This is a genomic window from Seonamhaeicola sp. MEBiC01930 (assembly GCF_045277075.1).
Classification (GTDB): Bacteria; Bacteroidota; Bacteroidia; order Flavobacteriales; family Flavobacteriaceae; genus Seonamhaeicola.
Genome location: NZ_CP104270.1, coordinates 1,038,992 through 1,062,444, shown reverse-complemented (window position 1 = coordinate 1,062,444; position 23,453 = coordinate 1,038,992). Strand labels below are relative to the sequence as shown.

The window sequence follows — 23,453 nt, the reverse complement described above, 5'->3', positions numbered from 1 at the left end:
GAATAGATATTTTTGTGAAACAATTTTTAATTTATTAATGCATGAATATTCCATCAGAATTAAAATATACTAAAGATCACGAATGGGTTAAACTTGAAGGAGATACTGCAACAATTGGTATAACTGATTTTGCCCAAGGTGAATTAGGAGACATAGTATATGTGGAAGTTGAAACTCTTGATGAAACTCTTGACGCTGATGAAGTTTTTGGTACTGTGGAGGCCGTTAAAACAGTTTCAGATTTATTTTTGCCTTTATCTGGTGAAATTATAGAGTTTAATGAGTCTTTAGAAGATGAACCTGAAAGTGTGAATTCTGACCCTTATGGTGATGGCTGGATGATAAAAGTAAAGTGTTCAGATCTTTCTGAAGTTGAAAATCTTATGTCTGCCGACGATTACAAATCCTTAATTGGTGCTTAAGAAATACGTTTTTTTAGCCACAATTTGCTATACAATATTTTTGATTGTTGTAAGTTTAATTAGACTAAACAACTTACCTGATATAAAATTATCTTTTGGCGATAAAATATTTCATTTTGGGGCTTATGCAGTTTTAACTATTTTTTGGTTTTACTCTTTTATAAACACATTTAATTTTAAGTTTAAGAAAGCGTTAGTTTCTGCATTAATATTATCTGTAATTTTTGGTATAGTTATTGAAGTATTACAAGGAAAAATGACGGATTACAGGGCATTTGATGTTTATGATGCTTTAGCTAACACTTTAGGAGCATTATTGGCTACTTCGGTAATTTTGTTGACGAAAAGTTTCAACGTTAAAAACTTGTAATCTCTTGCATTTTTGATAAATAAATAGTTATTTTAGCAATCTTATATAACGAATAAATTATGGAACCTAAGAAAAATTCTAAAGCAAACGTAGGACGTAATAGTTCTCTTTACTTCGCAATTGGTTTAGCATTAATGTTGTTTTTAACAAATTTTGCAATCAATTATAAGACTTATGATAAAGCTGATATTGATATAGGTCAGTTAAACATGGATGAAGAATTAGAAGAAGAAATTCCAATCACAGAACAAATACAAACACCTCCACCACCTCCACCGCCTCCAGCAGCACCAGAGGTGATTGAGATTGTTGAGGACGAAGAAGAAGTTGAAGAAACAGTAATTGAATCAACTGAGGTTGATCAAGAAACTGAAATCGTTGAAGTAGAAGAAGTAATTGTTGATGAAGTAGAAGAAGATATAGATGTTCCTTTTGCAGTAATTGAAAATGTTCCAATTTTCCCTGGATGTGAGAAAGGTAGTAACAATGCCAAAAGAGCATGTATGTCTAAAAAGATTTCTCAATTTGTAAATAAAAAGTTTAATACAGATTTAGCAAGTGATCTTGGTTTATCTGGTAGACAAAGAATTAACGTAATCTTTAAAATTGATAAAAAAGGAGACGTTGTTGGTATTAGAGCTAGAGCACCGCACCCTGGTTTAGAAAAAGAAGCCAAAAGAGTTATAGGTATGTTACCTAAAATGAAACCAGGTAAGCAACGTGGTAAGCCAGTAAATGTTCCTTATTCGTTACCAATTATATTCCAAGTTCAAGACTAGTATATAATATATATTACTATCATATAAAATCCCGTTACAAATTTTGTAACGGGATTTCTTTTTTGGTATGCTTCTTGTGATTTTATCATAATATTAACATTTAAAACTATAATTATGAGAAATCTTAAAGAATCTCACAGTGGCATTCGGCAAAATGACCAAACTGTGAAAAAATCAAAAAAGCATGATGCAAATTTACAAAAAAACTCAACCCTCTACTTTCAAGTAGGATTAATAGTTTGTCTATTGGTCACCTACGGATTGTTTGAAATGAAGTTTGAAACTAAAATCCCTGCAGTTGTTGATATTCCAATTGATGATAGCCCTTACAGTATTGATATTCCACTAATCAAACCAGAAAAACATTCAATTGAGGAACCTGTTAAACAGAAGAAAGTAAAGCAGCCGAAAGATTTTATTGAAGTGGATAATGATATCCCAGTTGCAAATCAAATTCTTGATACCCCTGATGACCCTGTAATGGATAAAAACCCTCCAATAGAACCTGGAGATATTATAATTGACGATTTACCTGATGAAACAATTGTGGATTTTGTATTTATTGAAGAAGTTCCAGTTTATCCGGGATGTGAAAACAAGAAGGATAATAAAGCTAAGAAAAAGTGTATGTCTGAAAAACTATCGAAACTAGTCAGAAAAAATTTTGATACATCAATTGGAGGTGAATTAGGGTTGTATGGAAGGCAAAGGGTTATAACACAATTTACTATTGATAGGGAAGGTAATGTTATGGATATTAAAACCAGAGCGCCGCACCCAGAATTAGATAAGGAAGCCTCAAGGGTTATTAATAAGGTGCCTAAAATGAAACCTGGTAAGCAAAGAGATAAAACAGTCAATGTTAGATATACATTACCCATTGTTTTTGATGCTCAGTAACTAGTTAACTATAATTTAGAACTTTAAAACCGTTATTATAAAAGTTGATAGCGGTTTTTTAATGAAGTACATTGTTAAAAATATACTATCTTTCGGTTTTAAATTAATTCCAAGCCTTTTCCATGATAAGATTTATTGTACTAGTCCTACTTTTAGTTCAATTTAATGCGTTTTCACAAGATGAATTTTCAAAAGAAAAACCACCAGTTTTTCCAAATTGTAACAATATAGAAATAGATTCATTGCAGCAATGTTTTGATAAAAACGTATATAATCTCATTTTTAGTAATTTTAAGGTACCACAAAAAGTAATTGATGAGAACTATAAAGGCAAAATAGTAGTGCTTTTTGAAGTGGATGTTAACGGTAATTTTAAAGTAATTTATGTTGATGCTTTTTATAATGTCCTAGAAGAAGAAATTAGGCGCGTTTTTGCTACGTTTCCTAAAATTACTCCAGGTACATATAACGGCAGAAACACGTTTAAACAGTATTCTATTCCAATACAAATTCCTCTGGTAAAACAAGAACCTAAAACTCTGGATTTAGCCACTGAAAAGCAGGTTTCTAAACTTGAAGAAGCAGCTAAACAAGAATTTGATAAAGTAAATAAAGGTTTGTATGCATATACTAATAAGCGACACTCAAGTGAATTGAGCATTCAGTTTATTCATAGTGATTATGCTAAGTTTGACAGAGCTATGAATTTGTTAGGAACAAATAGTCATACGGCTGCAAAACCATTTTTATATAGTGACGTTGCAAAATATTATGACTTTGATGAAGAGCAAAAAAGCCTTCAAAAAAATGCAGATTCATGGGCAGGTAAAAAACTATGGAATGAGCATTTTGTACAGATTCAAGGAAAAGATTATTGGTTCATTATAGATCCTGTTTTCGATTTACAAGTTGGTAAAGATACGGATGCCGATTTCAATTCAACATATAATAATACTCGTGGTTTTGTGGTTCAAGGAGGTTTAGGAAAGAAATTTAATTTTTATTCGGCAGTATTTGAAAGTCAAGGTCGTTTTGCAGATTATGTAAATAGATATTCCGAAAGTTTAAAAGCTTTTGGGCCGGATCCAGCTATTATTCCTGGGCGTGGTATAGCTAAACGTTTTAAAACAGATTCATATGATTATCCGGTAGCGGAAGCGTATTTATCTTATTCACCAGCAGAGTTTTTGAATATTCAGTTTGGACATGGAAAAAACTTTATAGGTGATGGTTATAGGTCACTTTTAATGAGTGATGTAACAAGTCCACATCCGTTTTTAAAACTGAACACAAAATTTTGGAAATTAAAATATACCAACACCTTTATGTGGATGAAGGATGTGCGTGATGAAGTAGTTGAAGACAAGGCTTTTTTAACCAAATATGTAGCAAATCATTACTTAAGTTGGAATGTGTCAAAACGATTTAATTTGGGATTATTTGAGTCTGTACTATGGACTAATAGTAACGACCGTGGTTTTGATATTAACTACCTGAATCCAGTTGTTTTTTATAGAGCTATTGAGTTTGAAACTGGTCAAGGAGCTGGAAACGCTTTATTAGGAGCTACAGCTAAGTACAAGTTTAATAATGATGTAAATGCATATGGCCAATTCATTTTAGATGAATTTTCATTAAGTGATATTAAGGGTGGTGAAAAAAGCTGGAAAAATAAATATGGTTATCAATTAGGGGTGAAGTATTATAATGCTTTCAAAGTAGATAATTTACTTTTACAGTTAGAGTATAATAGAGTTCGACCATATACTTATTCACATAATACTGTCGTATTGAATTACGGGCATAATAACCAAACCTTGGCACATTTATGGGGGGCTAATTTTAGTGAATTAGTTCTTATTGGTCGGTATCGTTTAGATAGATGGTTTGCTGATGCTAAATTTATATTAGGTAACCGTGGTTTAGATTATAATAACGGAACGGATAATTTTAGTTATGGCGGAGATATTTACAGAGATTATAACGATAGGCCATTTGATACTGGTGTGGCAATTGGACAAGGGATAAAGGCCAAATCGTTTTACGGAAACTTACAGGCGGGTTATGTTGTTAATCCAGCATCAAACTTAAAGTTGTTTACTGATATTACAGTTAGAAATTTTGACCCAAGTGCTACAACAACTACAACATTTAGTAATAATACAGTATGGTTTAACTTTGGTTTAAGAACCGATTTATTTAACTGGTATTTTGATTTTTAACATTGTCATGCTGAACTCGTTTCAGTATCTTATCTTTTTTATAATCAAACCCATTGTCAAAAAGCATTATTAGAGTATCTTTGCACTCGCAAAACAAAATAGAGCATTGGCTAGGTCAAAATCTTCAGTAACAACACCTTCGGTAATTTCAGATTTTAAAGAAATTACAAAAATGCGTTTGTCATTGAGCGTGGTGTTTTCTTCTCTTGCAGGTTATTTATTGGGTGTAGAAACAATTGATGTTAAAACACTTATACTTTTAGCTTTAGGAGGTTATTTCATGGTTGGAGCCTCAAATGGTTTTAACCAAATAATTGAGAAGGATTTAGATGCTTTAATGAACCGAACTAAAAATAGGCCAATCCCTGCCGGGAGAATATCTGTAAATTCTGCATTTATTATTTCATCTATTTTCACCTTATTAGGTATTATAATATTATACACTATAAATAAGCAAACGGCAATGTTTGGTGCTATTTCAATATTTTTATATACCTGTGCATATACACCACTTAAAACAATGACACCAATCGCTGTTTTTGTTGGTGCTATACCTGGTGCTATACCGTTTATGTTAGGATGGGTAGCAGCTACAGATGATTTTGGTATTGAACCAGGAACCTTATTTGCATTGCAATTTTTTTGGCAGTTTCCACATTTTTGGGCTATAGGGTGGTTCTTGTTTGATGATTACGAAAAGGCAGGTTTTAAAATGCTTCCAACTGGTAAGCAAGATAAAGGAACCACGGTGCAAACTATTATGTATACTATCTGGACAATTATAGTTTCTGTAATTCCAGTTTTTGGGTTTACGGGTAAGTTACAATTATCTATAGCTGCGGCCATTGTAGTTTTTGCACTTGGATTAGGGATGCTAAATTATGCTATTAAGTTATTTAAGGAAATGACAGCCAAAGCGGCGAGACAGTTAATGCTTGCCAGTGTATTGTATATTACACTTATTCAAATAGTATATGTAGTTGATAAATTTATTAGATAACTATGGATTTAACTCAAGGAACACAAAAAGAAAAGAAGGCAAGAGCAAAAAAAATGATGCTTTGGTTTGGTATTATTTCATTAATTATGTCATTTATGGGATGGACTAGTGCTTTTCTAGTAAGCAAGTCAAGACCAGACTGGTTAAAAGATTTTCAACTTCCAGATGCTTTTATTACCAGTACCGTTTTAATCATTATTAGTAGTTTTACATTTATTGCTGCAAAAAAAGCATTAAAACAAGGTAGTAGTCAAGGTACATCATTATGGTTATTAACAACCTTAATCTTAGGTGTTGCCTTTATTGTTTTTCAGTTAAGGGGATTCAATGAAATTATAAATATGGGTTATCACCTGACTGGACCAACAAGCAACGTTAAGGTGTCTTATATCTATTTGATTGCTGTGGTGCATATTCTGCATGTTGTTGCTGGTTTAATTTGTCTTTTGGTGGTAATTTATAATCATTTTAAACAGAAGTATTTCCCAGAAAACCTACTTGGGTTTGAATTGGCTGCTACTTTTTGGCATTTTGTAGATATACTGTGGGTTTACCTATTCTTATTCTTATACTTTGTTAAATAAATCATTCGTATTTTTTTCAAAAATTTCAGTTGGTTTATTAATTTTTTTAAACTGATATTTATCATAGTTTAAAATTTGCAGCTTATATTTCGTTAGATAAATAAAATGATTATTTTTGTGCAACTTTTAAATAACAACCATTACATATGAGTACTACAGTTGTAAATGCTGAAGCAGACGGAAAAACTTGGGGAGGCGGTAACCAACCGTTAAAAGCAAGTTACGGTAAAATGATGATGTGGTTTTTCATCGTTTCAGATGCATTAACATTTTCAGGCTTTTTAGCAGCCTATGGGTTTTCAAGATTTAAATTTATTGATTCATGGCCTATTGCCGATGAAGTGTTTACTCACTTTCCATTTTTACATGGTGTAAATGCTCCAATGTATTATGTGGCTTTCATGACATTTGTGCTTATTATGTCATCGGTAACTATGGTATTAGCAGTAGATGCTGGTCATCATTTAAATAAAGCTAAAGTTACAATATACATGTTCTTAACCATTATAGGTGGTTTAATATTTGTTGGGTCTCAGGCTTGGGAATGGAACACTTTTATCAAGGGAGATTACGGTGCTGTACAAACAAAAGGAGGAAATATTCTTCAGTTTGTTGACACGGAAGGACACCGTGTAGCGCTTAAAGATTTTGTTGTTGTTGATACGCATAAAGAAAGAGTACAAGACCAACGTAAAAGTGGCCTATGGTTTACATCTGAAGGAACTTTGCCAACATACACGGTTGAAGAAGTAGTACATGGTTTAGAAGCTCATGATAATGTTTTAGTGAGAACTCAGATAATTAATGAAGAAGGTGAAAAAACAGTTTTGTCTAGAGCCGAATCATTAAGACAAATAAAGGAAAACGGGAAATTAGTTGTTGAAGGAGCTAATTTGCATGTAAATGAATATGGTTCTCCATTATTTGCAGACTTCTTTTTCTTTATTACAGGTTTCCACGGATTCCATGTATTTTCTGGAGTTATTATTAATATCATTATTTTCTTCAATGTGGTATTAGGAACATACGAAAGGCGTAAGAGTTACGAAATGGTTGAGAAAGTGGGGTTATACTGGCACTTTGTAGATTTAGTTTGGGTATTTGTATTTACATTCTTCTACCTAGTTTAATTCAAAAAACAGATTTTAAAAAGACATGGCACACGCACATAATTTAGCAATATTAAGAGGTCTAATAAAATTTAAATCAAATACTCAGAAAATCTGGGGAGTTTTGATTTTACTTTCAATAGTAACAACAGTAGAGGTATGGTTAGGTATTGTAAAACCTGAATGGTCTTTGGCTCAGGTTTTAGGTATGAAAATCTTAAACTGGATATTTATTATCCTTACCATAGTTAAGGCGTATTATATCACTTGGGACTTCATGCATATGCGTGATGAAACAAAAGGATTAAGACGTGCTGTTGTTTGGACTGCTATCTTTTTAATACTTTATTTAATTTTTATCTTATTACAAGAAGGAGGTTATGTTTTTGATGTGTATAAAGATGGTTTTATAAAAAGAGATTTTTAATTCAATCTAGAATAAAAATATAAGTGAAAGGTGGTTTTTAAGAACCACCTTTTTTATTTTTGCATAATTTATTTATAGATTTAGTAAACAATCATTTAATGGATTTAAAAAAAGTTGGTCGTTATACTGTTTTAGGAATTTTGTTTTTTCTTCCAGTTACTTTTTTATTACTGTTGTATCCAGCTACACATAATTATTCACCATTAGATATTGTAAATGAAGACGTTTTAGAATTAAAAACTTTCACTTCTAATATTAATGAACCTGTTTTATTAAATGATCATATAACAGTTCTAGGTTTTTTTGGAAACAACCCAATGGATAAATCTACCGCAGCATCAAATTTGAAAGAGCTTGTATATGATAAATTTAAAGGATTTAAAAAGTTTCAAATAGTTATTGTTGTACCTGAAGGAGCAGAAGATCTTGCTGAAATTTTGAAAAAAGAAATTAGCCAGTATGAAGATTTAAAGTTTTGGCATTTTGTTTATGGTACACCTGAAAGCATAAATAAGCTATATAAAAGTATAAAAGTTTTACCAACGTTAGATAACTCATTAGCCACTGATGATGTATTTATTATTGATAAAGAACTTAATCAACGCGGACGTATTGATGATAGAAATGATGGCCAAATTGAAAAGAATAATCCCGTTTACGGATTAAACGCATACAATTGTATTGAAGTAGCCACTATAAAAAATAAGATGAGCGAAGATATGCGTATTCTATTTACGGAATATAGGCAGAAACGAAAAGGAGAGTTTAATTCTACTGTAAGACGAGCAAACGATTTAATAAACAGCAATGAAAAAAACTAATTACTCTTATATAGGTATAGCTTTTATAATTCTTGTTTTTGGAATTATTTTCATCCCAAGAATTGTTGATAGAATAACAAAAGGGGATATTACTCGGCAAGAAAGTAGAAGTGATTATTCTGAAGATAATAAAACGGAAGCATTAGACTTAGTTTTTATTCCTGGAAGTGAAGGTGATAGAACGGTACCTGAGTTTAGTTTTACAGACCATAATGGAAACACCATTACCAACAAAGATTATGAAGGGAAGGTTTATGTTATAGAATTCTTTTTTACAACATGTCCTACCATTTGTCCTAGAATGAATCGTAATTTGGTTAAAATTCAAAGTGAATTTAATGACTTTGAAGATTTTGGAGTGGCATCTTTTACTATAAACCCTGATTACGATACTCCTGAAGTTTTAAAGGCATATGCAGATAATTATGGAATAATTAATCCTAATTGGCACTTAATGACTGGTGATAAAGATGCTATTTATGAATTGGCAAATGAAGGATTTTATATTTATGCTGCAGAGAATAAAGATGTTGAAGGCGGTTTTGAGCATTCAGGAAATTTTGCATTAATTGATAAAAACGGATTTATTCGTTCTAGAAAAGACAAATCTGGAAACCCAATAATTTATTATGAGGGCATAACTTCAGAGGAAGAACAGGTAAATGATGAAGGACAAAAGGAACAAATAAGTGCATTAAAAGAGGACATTAAAAAACTACTTAATGAGTAATCAAAAAAAAATATTGGACGATAAAAAATATAACAAGCTAATAGTCATTTTGTCAATTGTTATTCCGTTAGCAGTAGCGGCTCTTTTCGGAATTAGAATAGATTATGAATTGCCTGTTTTTTTGCCGCCAATTTATGCTTGTATAAATGCAGCTACAGCATTGGTTTTAGTGTTAGCGTTTATTGCTATTCAAAACAAAAAAATAAAGCTACACGAACGTTTAATGAAGTTTGCAATAATGCTTTCAGTGCTATTTTTACTTATGTATATTGCTTATCATATGACCAGTGACTCTACTAAATTTGGAGGAGATGGTACTACAAAATATTTTTATTATTTTATTTTAATAACACATATTGTAATGTCTATAGCCGTAATTCCATTTGTGTTAATTACGTATGTAAGAGCTATTACTAATAATATTGAAAAGCATAAAAAAATAGCAAAAATCACATTTCCACTATGGCTTTATGTGGCTGTTACCGGTGTGGTAGTTTATTTAATGATTTCACCATATTACTAAAATGAAACGAGTCTTACTCTTTTTTGTTTTTTGTTTTTTCTTTTATATGGATATAGAAGCACAATGTGCCATGTGTAGGGCTGTTCTTGAGAGTGAGGAAACTCAAAGTGCTGCCAAAGGAATTAATAATGGTATTAAATATTTAATGGCTGTTCCGTACTTACTTGTTGGTGGAATAATATTTATTATTTATAGAAAGTATAGTAATAAAACACAATAAATTAACAATTAATTGTAACATTTCCTGTTGATGATAGTCTAACTTTAAAGCTTAAATAAGTTTTATCAATCAATTTGTTATGCTAGAAATTAATCAACTTCACAAATCCTATCCAATAGGAGATTCTCAATTACATGTTTTAAAAGGTATAAACCTTTCTGTTAAAGAAGGGGAAATGGTTGCCATTATGGGGTCTTCTGGTTCCGGAAAATCTACCTTACTTAATATTATAGGAATGTTAGATATGGCAGATTCAGGAGAGTATATTCTTGACGGGTTGCCAATTAAGGACTTAACCGAGAAAAAAGCGGCGGTTTACAGAAATAAATTTTTAGGTTTCATTTTTCAATCTTTCAATCTTATCAATTATAAGAATGCCTTAGAAAATGTGGCTTTACCGTTGTATTACCAAGGTATGAAACGTAAAGAACGTCAAGAACTCGCTTTGTTTCATTTAGATAAAGTTGGGTTAGCAGATTGGGCTAAACATTTACCAAAAGAATTATCTGGAGGACAAAACCAACGTGTGGCAATTGCCAGGGCATTAGCTGCAAACCCAAAATTATTATTAGCAGATGAACCCACAGGAGCTTTAGATACTAAAACCTCTTATGAAATTATGGAGTTTATACAGCAATTAAACGATGAGGGTAAAACTATTTTAATGGTAACGCATGAAGAAGATATAGCTAATATGTGTAAACGTATCGTTCGTCTTCGAGATGGGGTTATTATGGAAGATAAACACGTAGAACAAGTGAGAGCTGAACAATATGTTTGACTTAGATCTTTGGCGAGAAATATTTCAGAGTATTAATAAAAACAGAACTAGAAGTTTATTATCTGGTTTTACTGTGTCTTTTGCAATACTACTTTTTACAATATTATTTGGCATTGCTAATGGTTTAAATAACACTTTTGTCGAGGCCTTTGGTACTGATGCTACTAACTCAATTGTAGTTTATCCTGGAAGAACAAGTAAAGCACATAAGGGCCTTCAAGCTGGAAGGCGTATCCAGTTTAAGAATGAGGATTACGATTATGTTCTTGATGAATTTGAAAATGAAGTGCAATATATTACTAGCAAAGTTCATAGAAATGTTACTGCTTCCTATAAAAATGAAAAGAACAATTACCAAGTTAGGTCTGTCCACCCAGAATACATGTTTATTGAAAACAATCAAATAAAGTCAGGTCGTTATATTAACCAAAATGATATAAACAATAAAACTAAAGTTGCTGTTATAGGAAAAGTTGTTGAAGATGATTTATTTATAAAGACTGATCCTGTTGGTAAGTATATTAACCTTAGCGGAATTCAATATAAAGTTGTAGGTGTTTTTACAGATGATGAAGGGTATAACGAAGAAAATGTTATTTATACTCCATTATCAACCGCTCAACAGATCTTTGGTAACAATGATTATATAGACTTTATGCATTTAACTTTTAACCCAAAGTTAAATTATAATCAGGCAATAGATTTTGGAAATAAGCTTACTGATGATTTGAAAGAAAGATTTAATGTTGCTAAAAATGATCAACGAGCCATTCGTGTTCAAAATATGGCACAAGCCTCAAAAAATGTTGAACAATTTAATTTTGTACTAGGAGCCATTATTCTTGTTATCGGTTTTGGTACGCTAATAGCTGGGGTTGTTGGTATTAGCAATATCATGATTTTTATTGTAAAAGAGCGCACCAAAGAGATAGGGATTCGAAAAGCACTTGGGGCGTCACCAAAATCAATTGTTTCAATTATTTTAATAGAATGTATCATTATTACAGCTATTGCAGGATATTTTGGGTTATTAATTGGTGTAGGTGTTTTAGATGCAGTAGGTCCTAGTTTAAAAACTTATTTTATAAAAGACCCTAACGTTAGTACCGGATTGGTAATAGGAGCTACTATAGTTTTAGTATTAGCAGGAAGCATAGCAGGATATTTGCCTGCTAAAAAAGCGTCAAAAATTAAACCCATAGTTGCTTTAAGGAACGATTAATATGTTTAGATTTTTATTTGATAGAGATACTTGGCAAGAAGTTTATGATAGCTTTAGTAAAAATAAGCTCAGGTCTATATTAACTATGGTTGGTGTATGGTGGGGAATATTACTATTAATTGTTCTATTAGGCTCAGCTCGGGGTTTGGAGAATTCATTTAACAGATTATTTGGAGATTTTGCAACCAACAGCGTATTTATCTGGGGGCAAAGTACAGGAAAGCCATTTAAGGGCTTTCAAGAAGGTAGAAGAGTACAGCTAGCATTATCTGACACAGATAAGATTAAAGATAATATTGAAGGGATTGAGTTTGTGGTTCCAAGAAGTCAAAATCAAGTAACAGTGGTAAGAAATTTTCTTTCTGGAAGTTTTAGGGTTGCTGGTGATTATCCATTACTAGATAAAGTTGAAAAGAAGAAATTAATACATGGACGTTTCATTAATCATAATGATATAGCTAATAAGAAAAAAGTTGTGGTCTTGTCTGAAGATATTTATAAACAACTTTTTCAAAAAGATGAAAATCCTATTGGAGAATATGTTCAAATAAATAGTATAAACTTTAAGGTGGTTGGTATGTTCGAAACTTCAAATATAAGTATGGGGCCACCTATAGATATGCATATCCCGTTTACTACATTTCAAGGTGTTTTTAATAGAGGTGACAAAATTGGATGGATGATGATTACTGGTAAGATAGAATATGATATTGTTCAAATAGAACATGATGCTAAATTATTACTAAAAAATTTAAATGATATTCATCCAAAAGACAATAGGGCTTTAGGTAGTGCTAATGCAGGAAAAGAAATTGGAAAGGTAACAGGGTTTTTAACAGGGATGCAATTTTTAACATGGTTTGTTGGTTTAGCAACCTTAATAGCTGGAGTTTTTGCAATAGGTAACATTTTACTTATCACAATTAAAGAACGGACTAAAGAAATAGGAGTTCGCAGAGCATTAGGGGCTACACCATTTGAAATTAAAAGACAGATTATACTAGAATCTGTGTTTTTAACAATGGTAGCTGGCTTTTTTGGGATAATAACGGGAGGATTAATTTTAATTTTAATAGATAAGCTTTATGGTCAAGGTATTGAAGCAGCCCTTGTAAATGCCTCAGTACCTATAATAGTAGTCTTTTTATCACTAATAATTTTGGTGGTTTTGGGAACCTTGATAGGTTTAATTCCGGCCTTTAAAGCAACAAGTGTAAAACCAATTGAAGCATTAAGAGAAGAATAAAAGAAATTATATAAAATGAATAAAACAGTAAAAATTAGTTTAGGTATTGTAGCTATGCTACTATTAGTTTGGGTGTTAAAGTATTTTAAAGATGCCAATTCTAAAGATGTTGTAGAGTATAAAGTTGAAGAACCTTTTTACACCTCTATTAACACCAAAGCTGTAGCAACGGGTAAATTAAACCCAGAAGAAGAGGTTGAACTGAAACCACAAATTTCTGGAATTGTAGATAAGATTCTAGTGGAAGAAGGAGATGTAGTTAATAAAGGTGATTTAATAGCTAAAATACGGGTGGTTCCAAATGAGCAGAGTTTAGTAAGTGCTAAAAGTAGAATAGCATCATCTAAATTATCATTTGAGAATGCAAAAACCTTATATAACAGAAACAAATCTCTTTTTGAAAAGGGGGTGGTTTCTAAACAAGATTTCGAGAATAGTGAATTGTCTTTTAATCAAGCTAAAGAATCATTGGCCCAAGCTCAAAATGATTATCAAATAATAAAAAGAGGTTCGCTTTCTGGAGGGAATTCTGCTAATACAAATATAATAGCCCAAATTTCAGGAACTATTTTAGAAATTCCAGTTCGTGAAGGAGATCAAGTTATTCAGAGTAATAATTTTAACGCAGGTACAACTATAGCTACAGTTGCAGATATGAGTTTAATGATTTTTGAAGGTAAAGTTGATGAGTCTGAGGTTGGAAAATTGGAAGAAGGAAAGGAGATAAAAGTGATTTTAGGCGCAATTAACGATAAAGAATTTTCTGCAAAATTGACTTTTGTTGCTCCCAAAGGAGTTGAAGAAAATGGTGCAGTACAGTTTACAATTAAAGCTGATGTTAATATAGAAGTTAGTACAAATATTAGAGCGGGGTATAGCGCTAATGCTGAAATTGATATTGAGGCAAAGGATAGTGTTTTAGCAATAAAAGAGGCCTTACTTCAATATAATAGGATTACGGATAAACCATTTGTTGAAATCTTAGAAGGAGAAGACAAGTATAAAAAGCAAAATATCAAACTTGGTCTGTCTGATGGAATTAATGTTGAAATTATTGAAGGTGTTAAAGAGGGAGATAAAATAAAGGTATGGAATAAGGCCTCAAAAGATAACGAAGAAGATGAAAATGACGACAATGATTAAAAATAGATCACATTTTATGAAGCAGATTTTAACACTATTTATGCTACTCATAGTAGGTTCAGTTTTTGGACAACAAAAAAAATGGAGCCTTCATGAGTGTGTAAATTATGCTTTAGAGAATAATATATCTATAAAGCAGGGAGCTTTAGATTTACAGCAAAGTGAAATTAATAAAAAAGATGCCATTGGTAATTTTCTACCTACTTTAAGTGGCTCAGGTTCGCATTCTTGGAATATTGGTTTAAACCAAAATATTACAACCGGATTGTTGGAGAACCAAACTACCCAGTTTACATCTTTAGGCTTATCTTCAAATATTACTATTTATGGAGGGTTAAGAAATATTAATCAGTTACACCAATCAAACTTGGCAATTCTAGCTAGCAAGTATCAACTAGATAATATGAAAGATGATATTTCTTTATTAGTGGCGAATTCTTTTTTGCAAATTTTGTTTAATAAAGAACAATTGAAAATTCAAAAAGCTCAGTTTGATGTTACTAATCAGGATCTTAAACGATCTATTGAACTAGTTGAAGCTGGTGTAATTCCTAAGGGAGATGTTTTAGAATTAAAAGCAACATTAGCCTCACAAGAGCAACAAATTGTTAATGCAGAAAATGCTGTTTTACTATCTAAAATTAGCTTAGCTCAAACTTTACTTTTAGATAATTATAAGGATTTTGATATTATAGACCTCGAATATGAGGTGCCTATTACTAGCATTTTGAATGAGGAACCGGAAATTATAATTCAAAAGGCAAAAGAAACCAGATATGATATTAAAATAGCTCAGACTAATGTAGAGTTAGCTGAATATGATTTAAAATTGGCAAAAGGGAATTTGCAACCAACACTCTCGGGATTTTACGGCTATAATACCAGAGCTTCTTATAGTGATAGGGTTATTGGGGTAAACAGTATTCCAGATGGAACTAATACTGCTATTGGATTTGTAGAAGCTTCGGGAGAAACTGTTGTTACTCCTAATTTCACAACTTCTCCAGTTGTTGCAGGACCAGATGCATTATTTGATCAGTTTAGTTTAAATGATGGTCATTCATTTGGATTAAGTTTAAGAGTTCCAATTTTTAGTGGGTTTTCAATTAAAAACAATATTAAAAGAAATAGTTTAAATTTGGAGCGTTCTAAAATTCAATTGAAGCAAGCTAGTATTGATCTTGAAACGGAGGTGTATCAAGCTTTAAACGATGCTAAAGGAGCCTTTAAGGCCTATGAGGCCGCCCAAAAAACTTTAGATGCTAGACAAGAAGCTTTTAATTATTCTAAAGAACGATATAATGTAGGGCTTTTAAATTCTTTTGATTTTAGTCAGTCTCAAGGAAGATTTGAGCAAGCCCAAAGTGAAGTGGTGCGAACAAAATATGATTATATTTTTAAATTAAAAGTCATTGAGTTTTATTTTGGAATACCAATCATGAATTTAAATTAGAAAAATTGGCAATATTATTAAATATTGAAACGGCAACAACTAATTGTTCTGTTTCAGTTTCTAAAGAAGGAAAAACTATAGCTCTTAAAGAGGATAGTAGAAATGGGTACTCGCATGCTGAGAAATTACATGTCTTTATAGATGAGATGTTAACTGAAGCTAGTCTAAAGCGGAATAACATTGACGCTATTGCTGTTAGTAAAGGACCTGGGTCTTACACAGGTTTAAGAATAGGTGTTTCTGCTGCTAAAGGGTTATCATTTGCTTTAAATAAACCATTAATTTCTGTGCCAACATTGGAGGCTTTAGCGCAACAAGTACACTGTGAAAACGGAATTATAGTAGCCATGTTAGATGCGAGAAGAATGGAGGTTTATTCTGCAATTTACGACTCTAAGTACAATGTAATAAGAGAAACCCAGGCGCAAATTTTAAATGAGAATTCTTTTTCTGAATATTTAGGAAAACAAAAAGTTTATTTTATTGGTAATGGTGTTGAGAAAACCAAAGAGCTTATAAGACATCCAAATGCGGTTTTTATTGAAGACAAATTACCATCTGCAAATGAAATGAGTGTTTTAGCTTATAATAAATATAAAATAAGCGACATAGAGGATGTCGCTTATTTTGAACCGTATTATTTAAAGGACTTTGTGGCTTTAAAGCCTAAAAATTCTTAAGCTTCTTTATGAATTTCAACTTGATGTGGGTAAGGAATTTCTATACCAGCAGCATCTAATGCTAATTTACATTCTTCAGTTACACCAAAGTAAACATCCCAATAATCTGCAACTGTTGCGTAAGGTCTTACTGCAAAATTAACCGAACTATCGGCCAATTCAGAAACATTCACACTTGGTGCAGGATCTTGTAATACTTTAGGATTAGAAGTTAATATATTCATTAGAACTTCTTTAGTTTGTTTAATGTCGGCATCATAGCTAACACCAATTGTTAAGTCTACACGTAATTTACCTTCTGTAGAATAATTGGTAATATTTCCATTTGATAAGGCTCCGTTAGGAATAATAACTTCCTTGTTTGTAGGTGTTAATATTTTAGTAGTGAAAATTTCAATTTCTTTAACAACCCCTAATTCACCTTGCCCTTCAATTAAATCACCAATTTTAAATGGTTTAAAAATCATTATCAAAACACCTCCGGCAAAATTTCCTAAAGAACCTTGCAGTGCCATACCAATGGCTAAACCAGCAGCAGCTAAAATAGCAGCAAAAGAGGTGGTTTCAATACCAAGCTGAGATAAAATAGCTAAGAATAATAGAATTTTTAAACCCCAACCAATTAAATTGAGAAGGAACTTTTGTAAACTAACATCATAGTTGTTTTTAGACATGACTTTAGCAATGCCTTTTGTTATTTTTTTGATAATCCAAGAACCAATAATCCAAATGACTATGGCTCCTAATACTTTAATTCCATATTCTATGATGAAATCTTGTGCGAGGGAGATATATCTTTCTATATCCATAATTTAATAGTGTTTATTTAGAGTTATAAAATTAAAAACTTATATTAATTATTTCAGCTTTAGGTAATTGAAATAATTGTTAAATATATTTTAGAAAAAAGCAGGCTGTTAATACTAAAATAGCTGGTAATGCCTGAACATAAAATAGTGCTGTTTTCTTTGTGGAGTAAGACCCATAAATACCAGCAATAGTCACACATAAAAGAAAGAAAATAGCAAAATCTATATTGTTTTTTACTACAGAATAAATTAATCCAGCAGCTAAAAACCCATTGTAAAGTCCTTGATTAGCTGCTAAAACCTTTGTGTCTTCAGCATATTCTTTTGATTTTAATCCAAAAGTTTTAATGCCTTTAGGTTTTGTCCAAAGAAACATTTCCAGCACAAGAAAATATAAATGTTCCAGAGCAACAACAGTAATTAAAACAGAGGTTAAGGTGTTCATTCTTTTAAAAATTCAATAGCATCATTAACTTCAGATACAGGCAGTTTACATGCTTTATTTACACAAACATAAATCAAAGTAGCCTCTGGATTATATCTATTTAATAGTAATGGCATATTGCTTTCAGAGGTACTGCCAGCAATAAGCTTGTTTGGAAGATAGGTTTGGTTCAACTTGGTAATCTTTTCCTTAGCCTTATCTCCAACAATAGCAACTTCATAATAAGGACTAGTATAATTAAGCATTAAATCTAACCAATTTGAATAACCCGATGCGTATTCCTGAATTTCCGGTTTTACATTGTTTAACATGGTCTTAGCTGTTTTGCTGTAATATGTATTGTCAAAGTAATGAGAAAGTTTAAACAAGTTTTTAGCCATGATGGAGTTGCTACCCGGAATAACATTATCTCTGTATTCTATGCTTCTAGATACTAATGAAGCATCATCATTTGAGGTAAAGTAAAACATGCTACTTTTTTCATCATAAAACTTATCAAAAGTATAATTTGTTAAGTCTCTAGCAGTATTTAACCATTTAGTGTCTAAAGTACTTTCATATAACGCAATAAAGGCGTCAATTACGGTAGCATAATCTTCAAGATAACCATTAAATTTACTGTCACCTTCTTTATAGGTGTGGTTTAGAGCACCATCATCTCGCATCATTTTTTCAGAAATAAATAATGCATTCTTTAAGGCAATTTCTAAATATTTTGATTCTTGAAAAACTCTGTAAGCATCAATATATCCTTTCAACATGAGTCCATTCCATGATGCTAATGTTTTATCATCTAATCTTGGTTTTGAACGTTCATCTCTAATTTCAAGAAGTGTCTCTTTCCAAGAGGTTATTTTTTTATCTAATTCTACTTTGGAAATACTATGATTGTTTAAGATAGTTTTATCGTCATCTTTTCTAATTAGAACATAATTGCCATGTTCCCAAAGACCGTAGTTGTTTATATTATAATAATCTGAAAACAAATTAAAATCTTCACCCAAAAGAGTTTTTAATTCCTCTTTCTTCCAAACATAAAAAGCACCTTCCTCCAATTTACCCTCACTATTGTTGCTGTCGGCATCTAGTGCAGAGTAAAAAGCTCCTTCAATAGTAGTCATTTCCTTTTTTACATACTCCAAAGTTTCTGCAACAATATCTCTATATAATTCGTTTTTAGTAATCAGATAGGCATCAGCATATAAACTTACTAATTGAGCATTGTCATAAAGCATTTTTTCAAAATGTGGCACATGCCATTTAGTATCAACGGAATACCTTGAAAATCCCCCTCCTATTTGATCGAAAACACCTCCATAAGCCATTTTAGTAAGGGTAAGGTTTACGTAATTTAAAAGCTCTTGATTGTTATTTTGGTAGGCATATCTTAGCAAAAAGTGATAGTTGTTTGGCATCATAAACTTTGGAGCTCTGTTTAACCCACCAAAATTATTGTCAAATTGTGTAGACCATTTTTTAACAGCAATATCAATAAATTCACTTTCAAATTTTGCGTCTTCATTATTTAATTCTACCATGTCTATGGCTTTGAGTCCTTTTTCAACATTATCTGCTTGTTGATGAAGTTTTTCAGGGCTTTCAGTATATAACTTAGTAAGTTGTTCAAGAACACTTATCCATTGTTCTTTTGGGAAATAAGTGCCACCCCAAACAGGTCTTCCGTCTGGTAAAGCAACAACGTTTAAAGGCCAACCACCACTACCAGTCATTAATTGAACGGCATTCATATAAGCTTGGTCCACATCTGGTCTTTCCTCTCTATCAACTTTTATGTTTATAAAGTTTTTGTTCATTACTTGAGCTACCAAACTATCTTCAAAGCATTCATGTTCCATGACATGGCACCAGTGACAAGCCGAATAACCAACACTAATAAGTATTAGTTTGTTTTCTGATTTAGCAGTTTCTAATGCTTCATTATTCCATGCTTTCCAGTTTACGGGGTTATGTGCATGTTGGAGCAAGTATGGGCTTGTTTCGTTAATAAGGTCGTTAGTGTATTCGTGTTGCATAGTGTTTTCGTTCTGACCTTTACAGCTAAGTAATGTAATTATTACTAGCAATAGTATATAGGAAGTTTTTTTCATGAGTTTTCTTAACGTATAAATATAAGATATAAAAAAGCGTTCATGAAATGAACGCTTAAATAATGCTTAAAATATGTTATTACTTAGCCGTTTATAGCCTCAACCATATTTACTTTTCCAGGAAGCATTTCTTTAAGCATATTTTCAATGCCATTTTTTAAGGTAAAGGTTGAAGAAGGGCAACCACTGCAGGCACCCTGAAGAAGAACATTTACACTTTTGGTGTTTTCATCATAAGACAAAAACTGAATATTGCCCCCATCACTAGCAACAGCAGGTTTAACGTATTCTTCAAGAATATTTACTATTTGTTTAGAGGTGTCATCTAAAGCATCAAAGTTAGAGTCTTTTTGATGTGTTGTTTTTTCAAGTTTTTCAACAGCTTCTGGCAAAACAACGTCTTTACCGTTTTCAATAAAAGTTTTAATAAGTTCCCTAAGTTGAACAGTTATATCTTGCCATTCAGCTATGTCATACTTGGTAATAGAAACATAATTCTCTTCTAGAAAAACACTTTTTACAAAAGGAAAATGAAACAATTCTGTGGCTAAGGGAGATAATTTAGCATCATCAATTGATGTGAATTCAAATAAAGCAGTTGCAATTTTTTTATTAGCCACAAACTTCATAACAGAAGGGTTTGGTGTAGCCTCTGCATAAACAGTTACTGGAACTTTCTTAGGAGCTTCTTTCTCAATAATTACAATACCACCATCATTTAAATAAGCTTCAATTTGTTCTCTAACTTCATCTTGTACATCCGCCCATTGAACAATATCAAAACGTTCTACAGCAATGAAGTTACCAGAAATGTAAATTTTCTTAACAAAGGGCAAATAAAAAAGTTGTTGCGCCAATGGAGAAGGTTTTGCTTCGTCAATATTGTTAAATTCAAAACTTTGATGTTTTGTAATGAATTGGTTTACTTCAAACTTAACAATGTTATTATTAGATGTTTCTTGCACAGAAACCTTGAAAGTGTTCATTTTAGCTAATTTTTTGCAAAAATACTAAAAGAAAACTTTAGTTATCCATATATTTGAGTTTTATGTCAGTGATTTAAAACTGTTTATTTTGAATAAAATAACATTTTTTAATTACTAAGACGTTTAAGAATTGGCCAAATCTACTTAGAAAAAGTTATGAGATTAAAACGTATTTTTATTGGACTGGTAAGTTTGCTATTTACTAATATAGCCCTTTCTCAAGAGGGTTTACCTATTTATACCGATTATCTTACAGATAATTATTATTTAATCCACCCGTCAATGGCTGGTGCAGCTAATTGTTCTAAAGTTAGATTAACAAGTCGCCAACAGTGGTTTGGACATGAGGATGCACCAAGATTAACTACCTTAAGCATTAATGGGCGTATTGGAGATACACCATCTGGTATTGGTGGTATTTTTTATACGGATAAAAACGGGTATCATTCTCAAACTGGAGCATATGTAACTTATGCACATCACCTTATGTTTTCTAGAAGCGAGGTAGACTTGAATATGTTATCTTTTGGTTTAAGTGCTGGGTTTATTCAATATAAACTGGATGAAACCTCATTCTTGTTTGATGGACCAGACCCTATAATTGATGGTATTGTTCAAAACGCTACAAATTTTAATGTAGATTTTGGATTTTCTTATCACTATCTTGATTATTATGTTCATGGAGCCGTTAAAAATATGCTTAATAATGATGGTATTAACAAAGAACCAAATGTTACAAGTAATTTAAGAAGATATTTAATTACTGTTGGGGGTGTTTTTGGAAAGCAAGGTAGTACTTGGAGTTATGAGCCTTCTGCTATGTTGCAATATAGAGATGCTACTCAAGAGGCTTCTGTTGATGTAAATGCAAAGGTTTATAAGCGAATGGATTTTGGAACTATTTGGGGTGGTCTATCCTATAGAAATAGTTTTGATGGGGCAGAATATATTAGTTCTAATACAATTAATAGCCAAAGGTTGCAACAGATTACTCCTATATTAGGGGTTAACTATAAAAATTTCATGTTTGCTTATACTTATACACACCAAACAAATTCTGTAGTTTATACAAATGGTGGGTTTCATCAAATTACCTTAGGGTTTAATTTTAAATGTAGACGAGAGCGTTTTGACTGTAAATGTCCTGCAGTTAATTACTAAATATAAAAGGCTCGTTTTTAACGAGCCTTTCTTTTTTAATTCCAAGTATATTTTTTCTTTTTTGCTTGTTCTTTAATGGCTTTGGTCATGGCATTTTCTAAGCCATTTGTATTTTCAGACTTGGCTTTCTCAGATAAATATTTATTACGCTTTGCATTTAGTTCTTGAATTTGTTTTTTAATATTATCACGTTCCTCCTTCTTTTTTGCAACAAAGACTTTTATTTCAGCTTCAGATTTCCCTTTAAGCTCATTTGGTAAAGCTTCTGGTTTTATATCTTTAATTAATTCTTCATCATCTTCAAGGGCATCAACTAAATCCCAGGACGAATTTTTGTAAAAGTGAGAACTTTTACTAACAGATCGTTTAACCGCATTTGCATAACCATATGTGCTAGCATTTGTGTCTTGTTGAGCTTGAGTTGCCATTTTTGTTCTACCTTTTGTGCCGTAAGCTACATAGGTTTTGTTTAATCTTTGATTTAAGATTAAAATGTCATCATCAAAAGGAGAAGCTATATGAACTGTTTTCTGATTATGGTTAATAGCCATGTAATCACCATTAGTTAATTTGGCACCATCTTTCCAGTTTGAAGAAATACCTTGATTATAATTTCCACAGAAAATAGTGTTAACGGTAACCTCTTTTTCATTAGCATTTACAGCTGCATCCTTATAATTTACTTTTCCTTGGGTAAATGGTTCGTTACCCGCAATAAAAACTAGTTTTAAGTCGTCTGGGTTATTTCCCCATTTCAATTGATTTAAAGCTGTTTGAATAACTTGTCCGCAATATTCATTACCTCCATTTGTAGTTAAGGAGAATAGTTCTTTTGAAATTTCATCTAAATCATCGCTAAAAGATATTACTTGTCTTATATAACCTTCATCACTATTAAGTCCGTCATTACCATATTCATACAAGGCAATTTGTAAGCTGGGTTTGTTGGTTCCACATTTAGCATAAGATAACTCATTTACTATGTCCCAAAGTTGTGCTTTTGCTTGATCTATTAGGCCATCCATACTATTACTGGTATCTAGTAATAGAGCAACTTTAATAAACTGTTTGTTAGTATCTGGGTGTTCCGAAACGACCTCGGTTAAATGATTTTGTTGAGGTTTTTTGTTATTAGCGTTACAAGATATAAAACCTATTAAGGTTAAGCTTAAAATGAAAGTTTTAAAATGTGTTTTCATTTGAATTTGTTTTTTTGATTAATAGCGTAAAACTATATTCAAAGTTTTTCTTAAAAAAAGCAGAATGAGTGAAGTAGATATCTAAATGAGTAAACAGAACTAGTTAATATGTA

The 23,453-nt window shown here is 31.7% G+C and carries 25 protein-coding genes; 20 read left to right on the top strand and 5 right to left on the bottom strand.

What is annotated here, in order from left to right; translation table 11 throughout:
• The first annotated feature begins 41 nt into the window (after positions 1 to 41).
• The 19 genes from gcvH (at position 42) to tsaB (ending at position 16,632) form a co-directional block, all read left to right on the top strand.
• Positions 42 to 422 (top strand): glycine cleavage system protein GcvH, encoded by a 381-nt coding sequence (gene gcvH / locus N1F78_RS04670; protein ID WP_406685024.1) that lies wholly within the window; start codon positions 42 to 44, stop codon positions 420 to 422.
• A gap of 40 nt (positions 423 to 462) precedes the next feature.
• Entirely contained in the window at positions 463 to 792 is a 330-nt protein-coding gene (locus tag N1F78_RS04665; protein WP_406685023.1) for a VanZ family protein, read from the top strand.
• A 59-nt stretch (positions 793 to 851) separates the two neighbouring features.
• Complete coding sequence (locus N1F78_RS04660) at positions 852 to 1,571, top strand: energy transducer TonB (protein ID WP_406685022.1); 720 nt, start codon at positions 852 to 854, stop codon at positions 1,569 to 1,571.
• 114 nt (positions 1,572 to 1,685) lie between these two features.
• Positions 1,686 to 2,471, top strand: a complete 786-nt coding sequence (locus N1F78_RS04655; protein WP_406685021.1) for an energy transducer TonB — start codon at positions 1,686 to 1,688, stop codon at positions 2,469 to 2,471.
• A 122-nt stretch (positions 2,472 to 2,593) separates the two neighbouring features.
• Positions 2,594 to 4,693 (top strand): gliding motility protein RemB, encoded by a 2,100-nt coding sequence (locus N1F78_RS04650; protein ID WP_406685020.1) that lies wholly within the window; start codon positions 2,594 to 2,596, stop codon positions 4,691 to 4,693.
• A 106-nt stretch (positions 4,694 to 4,799) separates the two neighbouring features.
• Positions 4,800 to 5,693 (top strand): heme o synthase, encoded by an 894-nt coding sequence (gene cyoE, locus N1F78_RS04645; RefSeq protein WP_406685019.1) that lies wholly within the window; start codon positions 4,800 to 4,802, stop codon positions 5,691 to 5,693.
• A gap of 2 nt (positions 5,694 to 5,695) precedes the next feature.
• Positions 5,696 to 6,277, top strand: a complete 582-nt coding sequence (locus tag N1F78_RS04640) for a heme-copper oxidase subunit III (protein WP_406685018.1) — start codon at positions 5,696 to 5,698, stop codon at positions 6,275 to 6,277.
• 146 nt (positions 6,278 to 6,423) lie between these two features.
• The gene (locus N1F78_RS04635) at positions 6,424 to 7,407 is read left to right on the top strand and encodes a cytochrome c oxidase subunit 3 (RefSeq protein WP_406685017.1); all 984 of its coding nucleotides are present in this window, start codon (positions 6,424 to 6,426) and stop codon (positions 7,405 to 7,407) included.
• Positions 7,408 to 7,432: 25 nt separating this feature from the next.
• The gene (locus tag N1F78_RS04630) at positions 7,433 to 7,813 is read left to right on the top strand and encodes a cytochrome C oxidase subunit IV family protein (RefSeq protein WP_406685016.1); all 381 of its coding nucleotides are present in this window, start codon (positions 7,433 to 7,435) and stop codon (positions 7,811 to 7,813) included.
• Positions 7,814 to 7,911: 98 nt separating this feature from the next.
• The gene (locus tag N1F78_RS04625; protein WP_406685015.1) at positions 7,912 to 8,634 is read left to right on the top strand and encodes a hypothetical protein; all 723 of its coding nucleotides are present in this window, start codon (positions 7,912 to 7,914) and stop codon (positions 8,632 to 8,634) included.
• Positions 8,621 to 9,364 carry an SCO family protein gene (locus N1F78_RS04620; protein WP_406685014.1) on the top strand — a complete coding sequence of 248 codons (744 nt, stop codon included), beginning with the start codon at positions 8,621 to 8,623 and terminating at the stop codon, positions 9,362 to 9,364. The genes N1F78_RS04625 and N1F78_RS04620 overlap by 14 nt, the downstream gene beginning before the upstream one ends.
• Positions 9,357 to 9,887, top strand: a complete 531-nt coding sequence (locus N1F78_RS04615; RefSeq protein ID WP_406685013.1) for a DUF420 domain-containing protein — start codon at positions 9,357 to 9,359, stop codon at positions 9,885 to 9,887. The genes N1F78_RS04620 and N1F78_RS04615 overlap by 8 nt, the downstream gene beginning before the upstream one ends.
• Before the next feature lies 1 nt (position 9,888).
• Complete coding sequence (locus N1F78_RS04610; RefSeq protein WP_406685012.1) at positions 9,889 to 10,107, top strand: hypothetical protein; 219 nt, start codon at positions 9,889 to 9,891, stop codon at positions 10,105 to 10,107.
• A 79-nt stretch (positions 10,108 to 10,186) separates the two neighbouring features.
• Positions 10,187 to 10,888 (top strand): ABC transporter ATP-binding protein, encoded by a 702-nt coding sequence (locus N1F78_RS04605; protein ID WP_406685011.1) that lies wholly within the window; start codon positions 10,187 to 10,189, stop codon positions 10,886 to 10,888.
• Positions 10,881 to 12,110 (top strand): ABC transporter permease, encoded by a 1,230-nt coding sequence (locus N1F78_RS04600; protein ID WP_406685010.1) that lies wholly within the window; start codon positions 10,881 to 10,883, stop codon positions 12,108 to 12,110. The genes N1F78_RS04605 and N1F78_RS04600 overlap by 8 nt, the downstream gene beginning before the upstream one ends.
• Before the next feature lies 1 nt (position 12,111).
• Complete coding sequence (locus N1F78_RS04595; protein ID WP_406685009.1) at positions 12,112 to 13,356, top strand: ABC transporter permease; 1,245 nt, start codon at positions 12,112 to 12,114, stop codon at positions 13,354 to 13,356.
• 15 nt (positions 13,357 to 13,371) lie between these two features.
• Positions 13,372 to 14,499: an efflux RND transporter periplasmic adaptor subunit gene (locus tag N1F78_RS04590; protein ID WP_406685008.1), complete on the top strand. Its 1,128-nt coding sequence runs from the start codon at positions 13,372 to 13,374 to the stop codon at positions 14,497 to 14,499.
• A gap of 16 nt (positions 14,500 to 14,515) precedes the next feature.
• Positions 14,516 to 15,952 (top strand): TolC family protein, encoded by a 1,437-nt coding sequence (locus N1F78_RS04585; RefSeq protein WP_406685007.1) that lies wholly within the window; start codon positions 14,516 to 14,518, stop codon positions 15,950 to 15,952.
• Between the two features lie 5 nt (positions 15,953 to 15,957).
• Positions 15,958 to 16,632 (top strand): tRNA (adenosine(37)-N6)-threonylcarbamoyltransferase complex dimerization subunit type 1 TsaB, encoded by a 675-nt coding sequence (gene tsaB / locus N1F78_RS04580; protein WP_406685006.1) that lies wholly within the window; start codon positions 15,958 to 15,960, stop codon positions 16,630 to 16,632.
• On the opposite strand, the gene N1F78_RS04575 is transcribed toward tsaB, so the two are convergent.
• The 4 genes from N1F78_RS04575 to N1F78_RS04560 form a co-directional block, all read right to left on the bottom strand.
• Positions 16,629 to 17,441, bottom strand: a complete 813-nt coding sequence (locus N1F78_RS04575) for a mechanosensitive ion channel family protein (protein WP_406685005.1) — start codon at positions 17,439 to 17,441, stop codon at positions 16,629 to 16,631. The genes tsaB and N1F78_RS04575 overlap by 4 nt on opposite strands.
• Positions 17,442 to 17,520: 79 nt before the next feature.
• On the bottom strand, positions 17,521 to 17,886 hold the full coding sequence (locus N1F78_RS04570) for a DUF1304 domain-containing protein (protein ID WP_406685004.1): 366 nt from the start codon (positions 17,884 to 17,886) through the stop codon (positions 17,521 to 17,523).
• The gene (locus N1F78_RS04565; RefSeq protein WP_406685003.1) at positions 17,883 to 19,994 is read right to left on the bottom strand and encodes a thioredoxin domain-containing protein; all 2,112 of its coding nucleotides are present in this window, start codon (positions 19,992 to 19,994) and stop codon (positions 17,883 to 17,885) included. Before N1F78_RS04565 ends, N1F78_RS04570 begins: the two co-directional genes overlap by 4 nt.
• A gap of 83 nt (positions 19,995 to 20,077) precedes the next feature.
• Positions 20,078 to 20,980, bottom strand: a complete 903-nt coding sequence (locus N1F78_RS04560; protein ID WP_406685002.1) for a NifU family protein — start codon at positions 20,978 to 20,980, stop codon at positions 20,078 to 20,080.
• 156 nt (positions 20,981 to 21,136) lie between these two features.
• On the opposite strand from N1F78_RS04560, the gene N1F78_RS04555 reads away from it, so the two are divergent.
• A complete protein-coding gene (locus N1F78_RS04555) occupies positions 21,137 to 22,141 on the top strand; it encodes a type IX secretion system membrane protein PorP/SprF (protein WP_406685001.1) in 1,005 nt (334 codons plus the stop codon).
• A 35-nt stretch (positions 22,142 to 22,176) separates the two neighbouring features.
• Here N1F78_RS04555 and N1F78_RS04550 read toward each other — a convergent pair whose 3' ends face one another.
• Positions 22,177 to 23,340: a vWA domain-containing protein gene (locus N1F78_RS04550; RefSeq protein ID WP_406685000.1), complete on the bottom strand. Its 1,164-nt coding sequence runs from the start codon at positions 23,338 to 23,340 to the stop codon at positions 22,177 to 22,179.
• Positions 23,341 to 23,453: the final 113 nt, after the last annotated feature.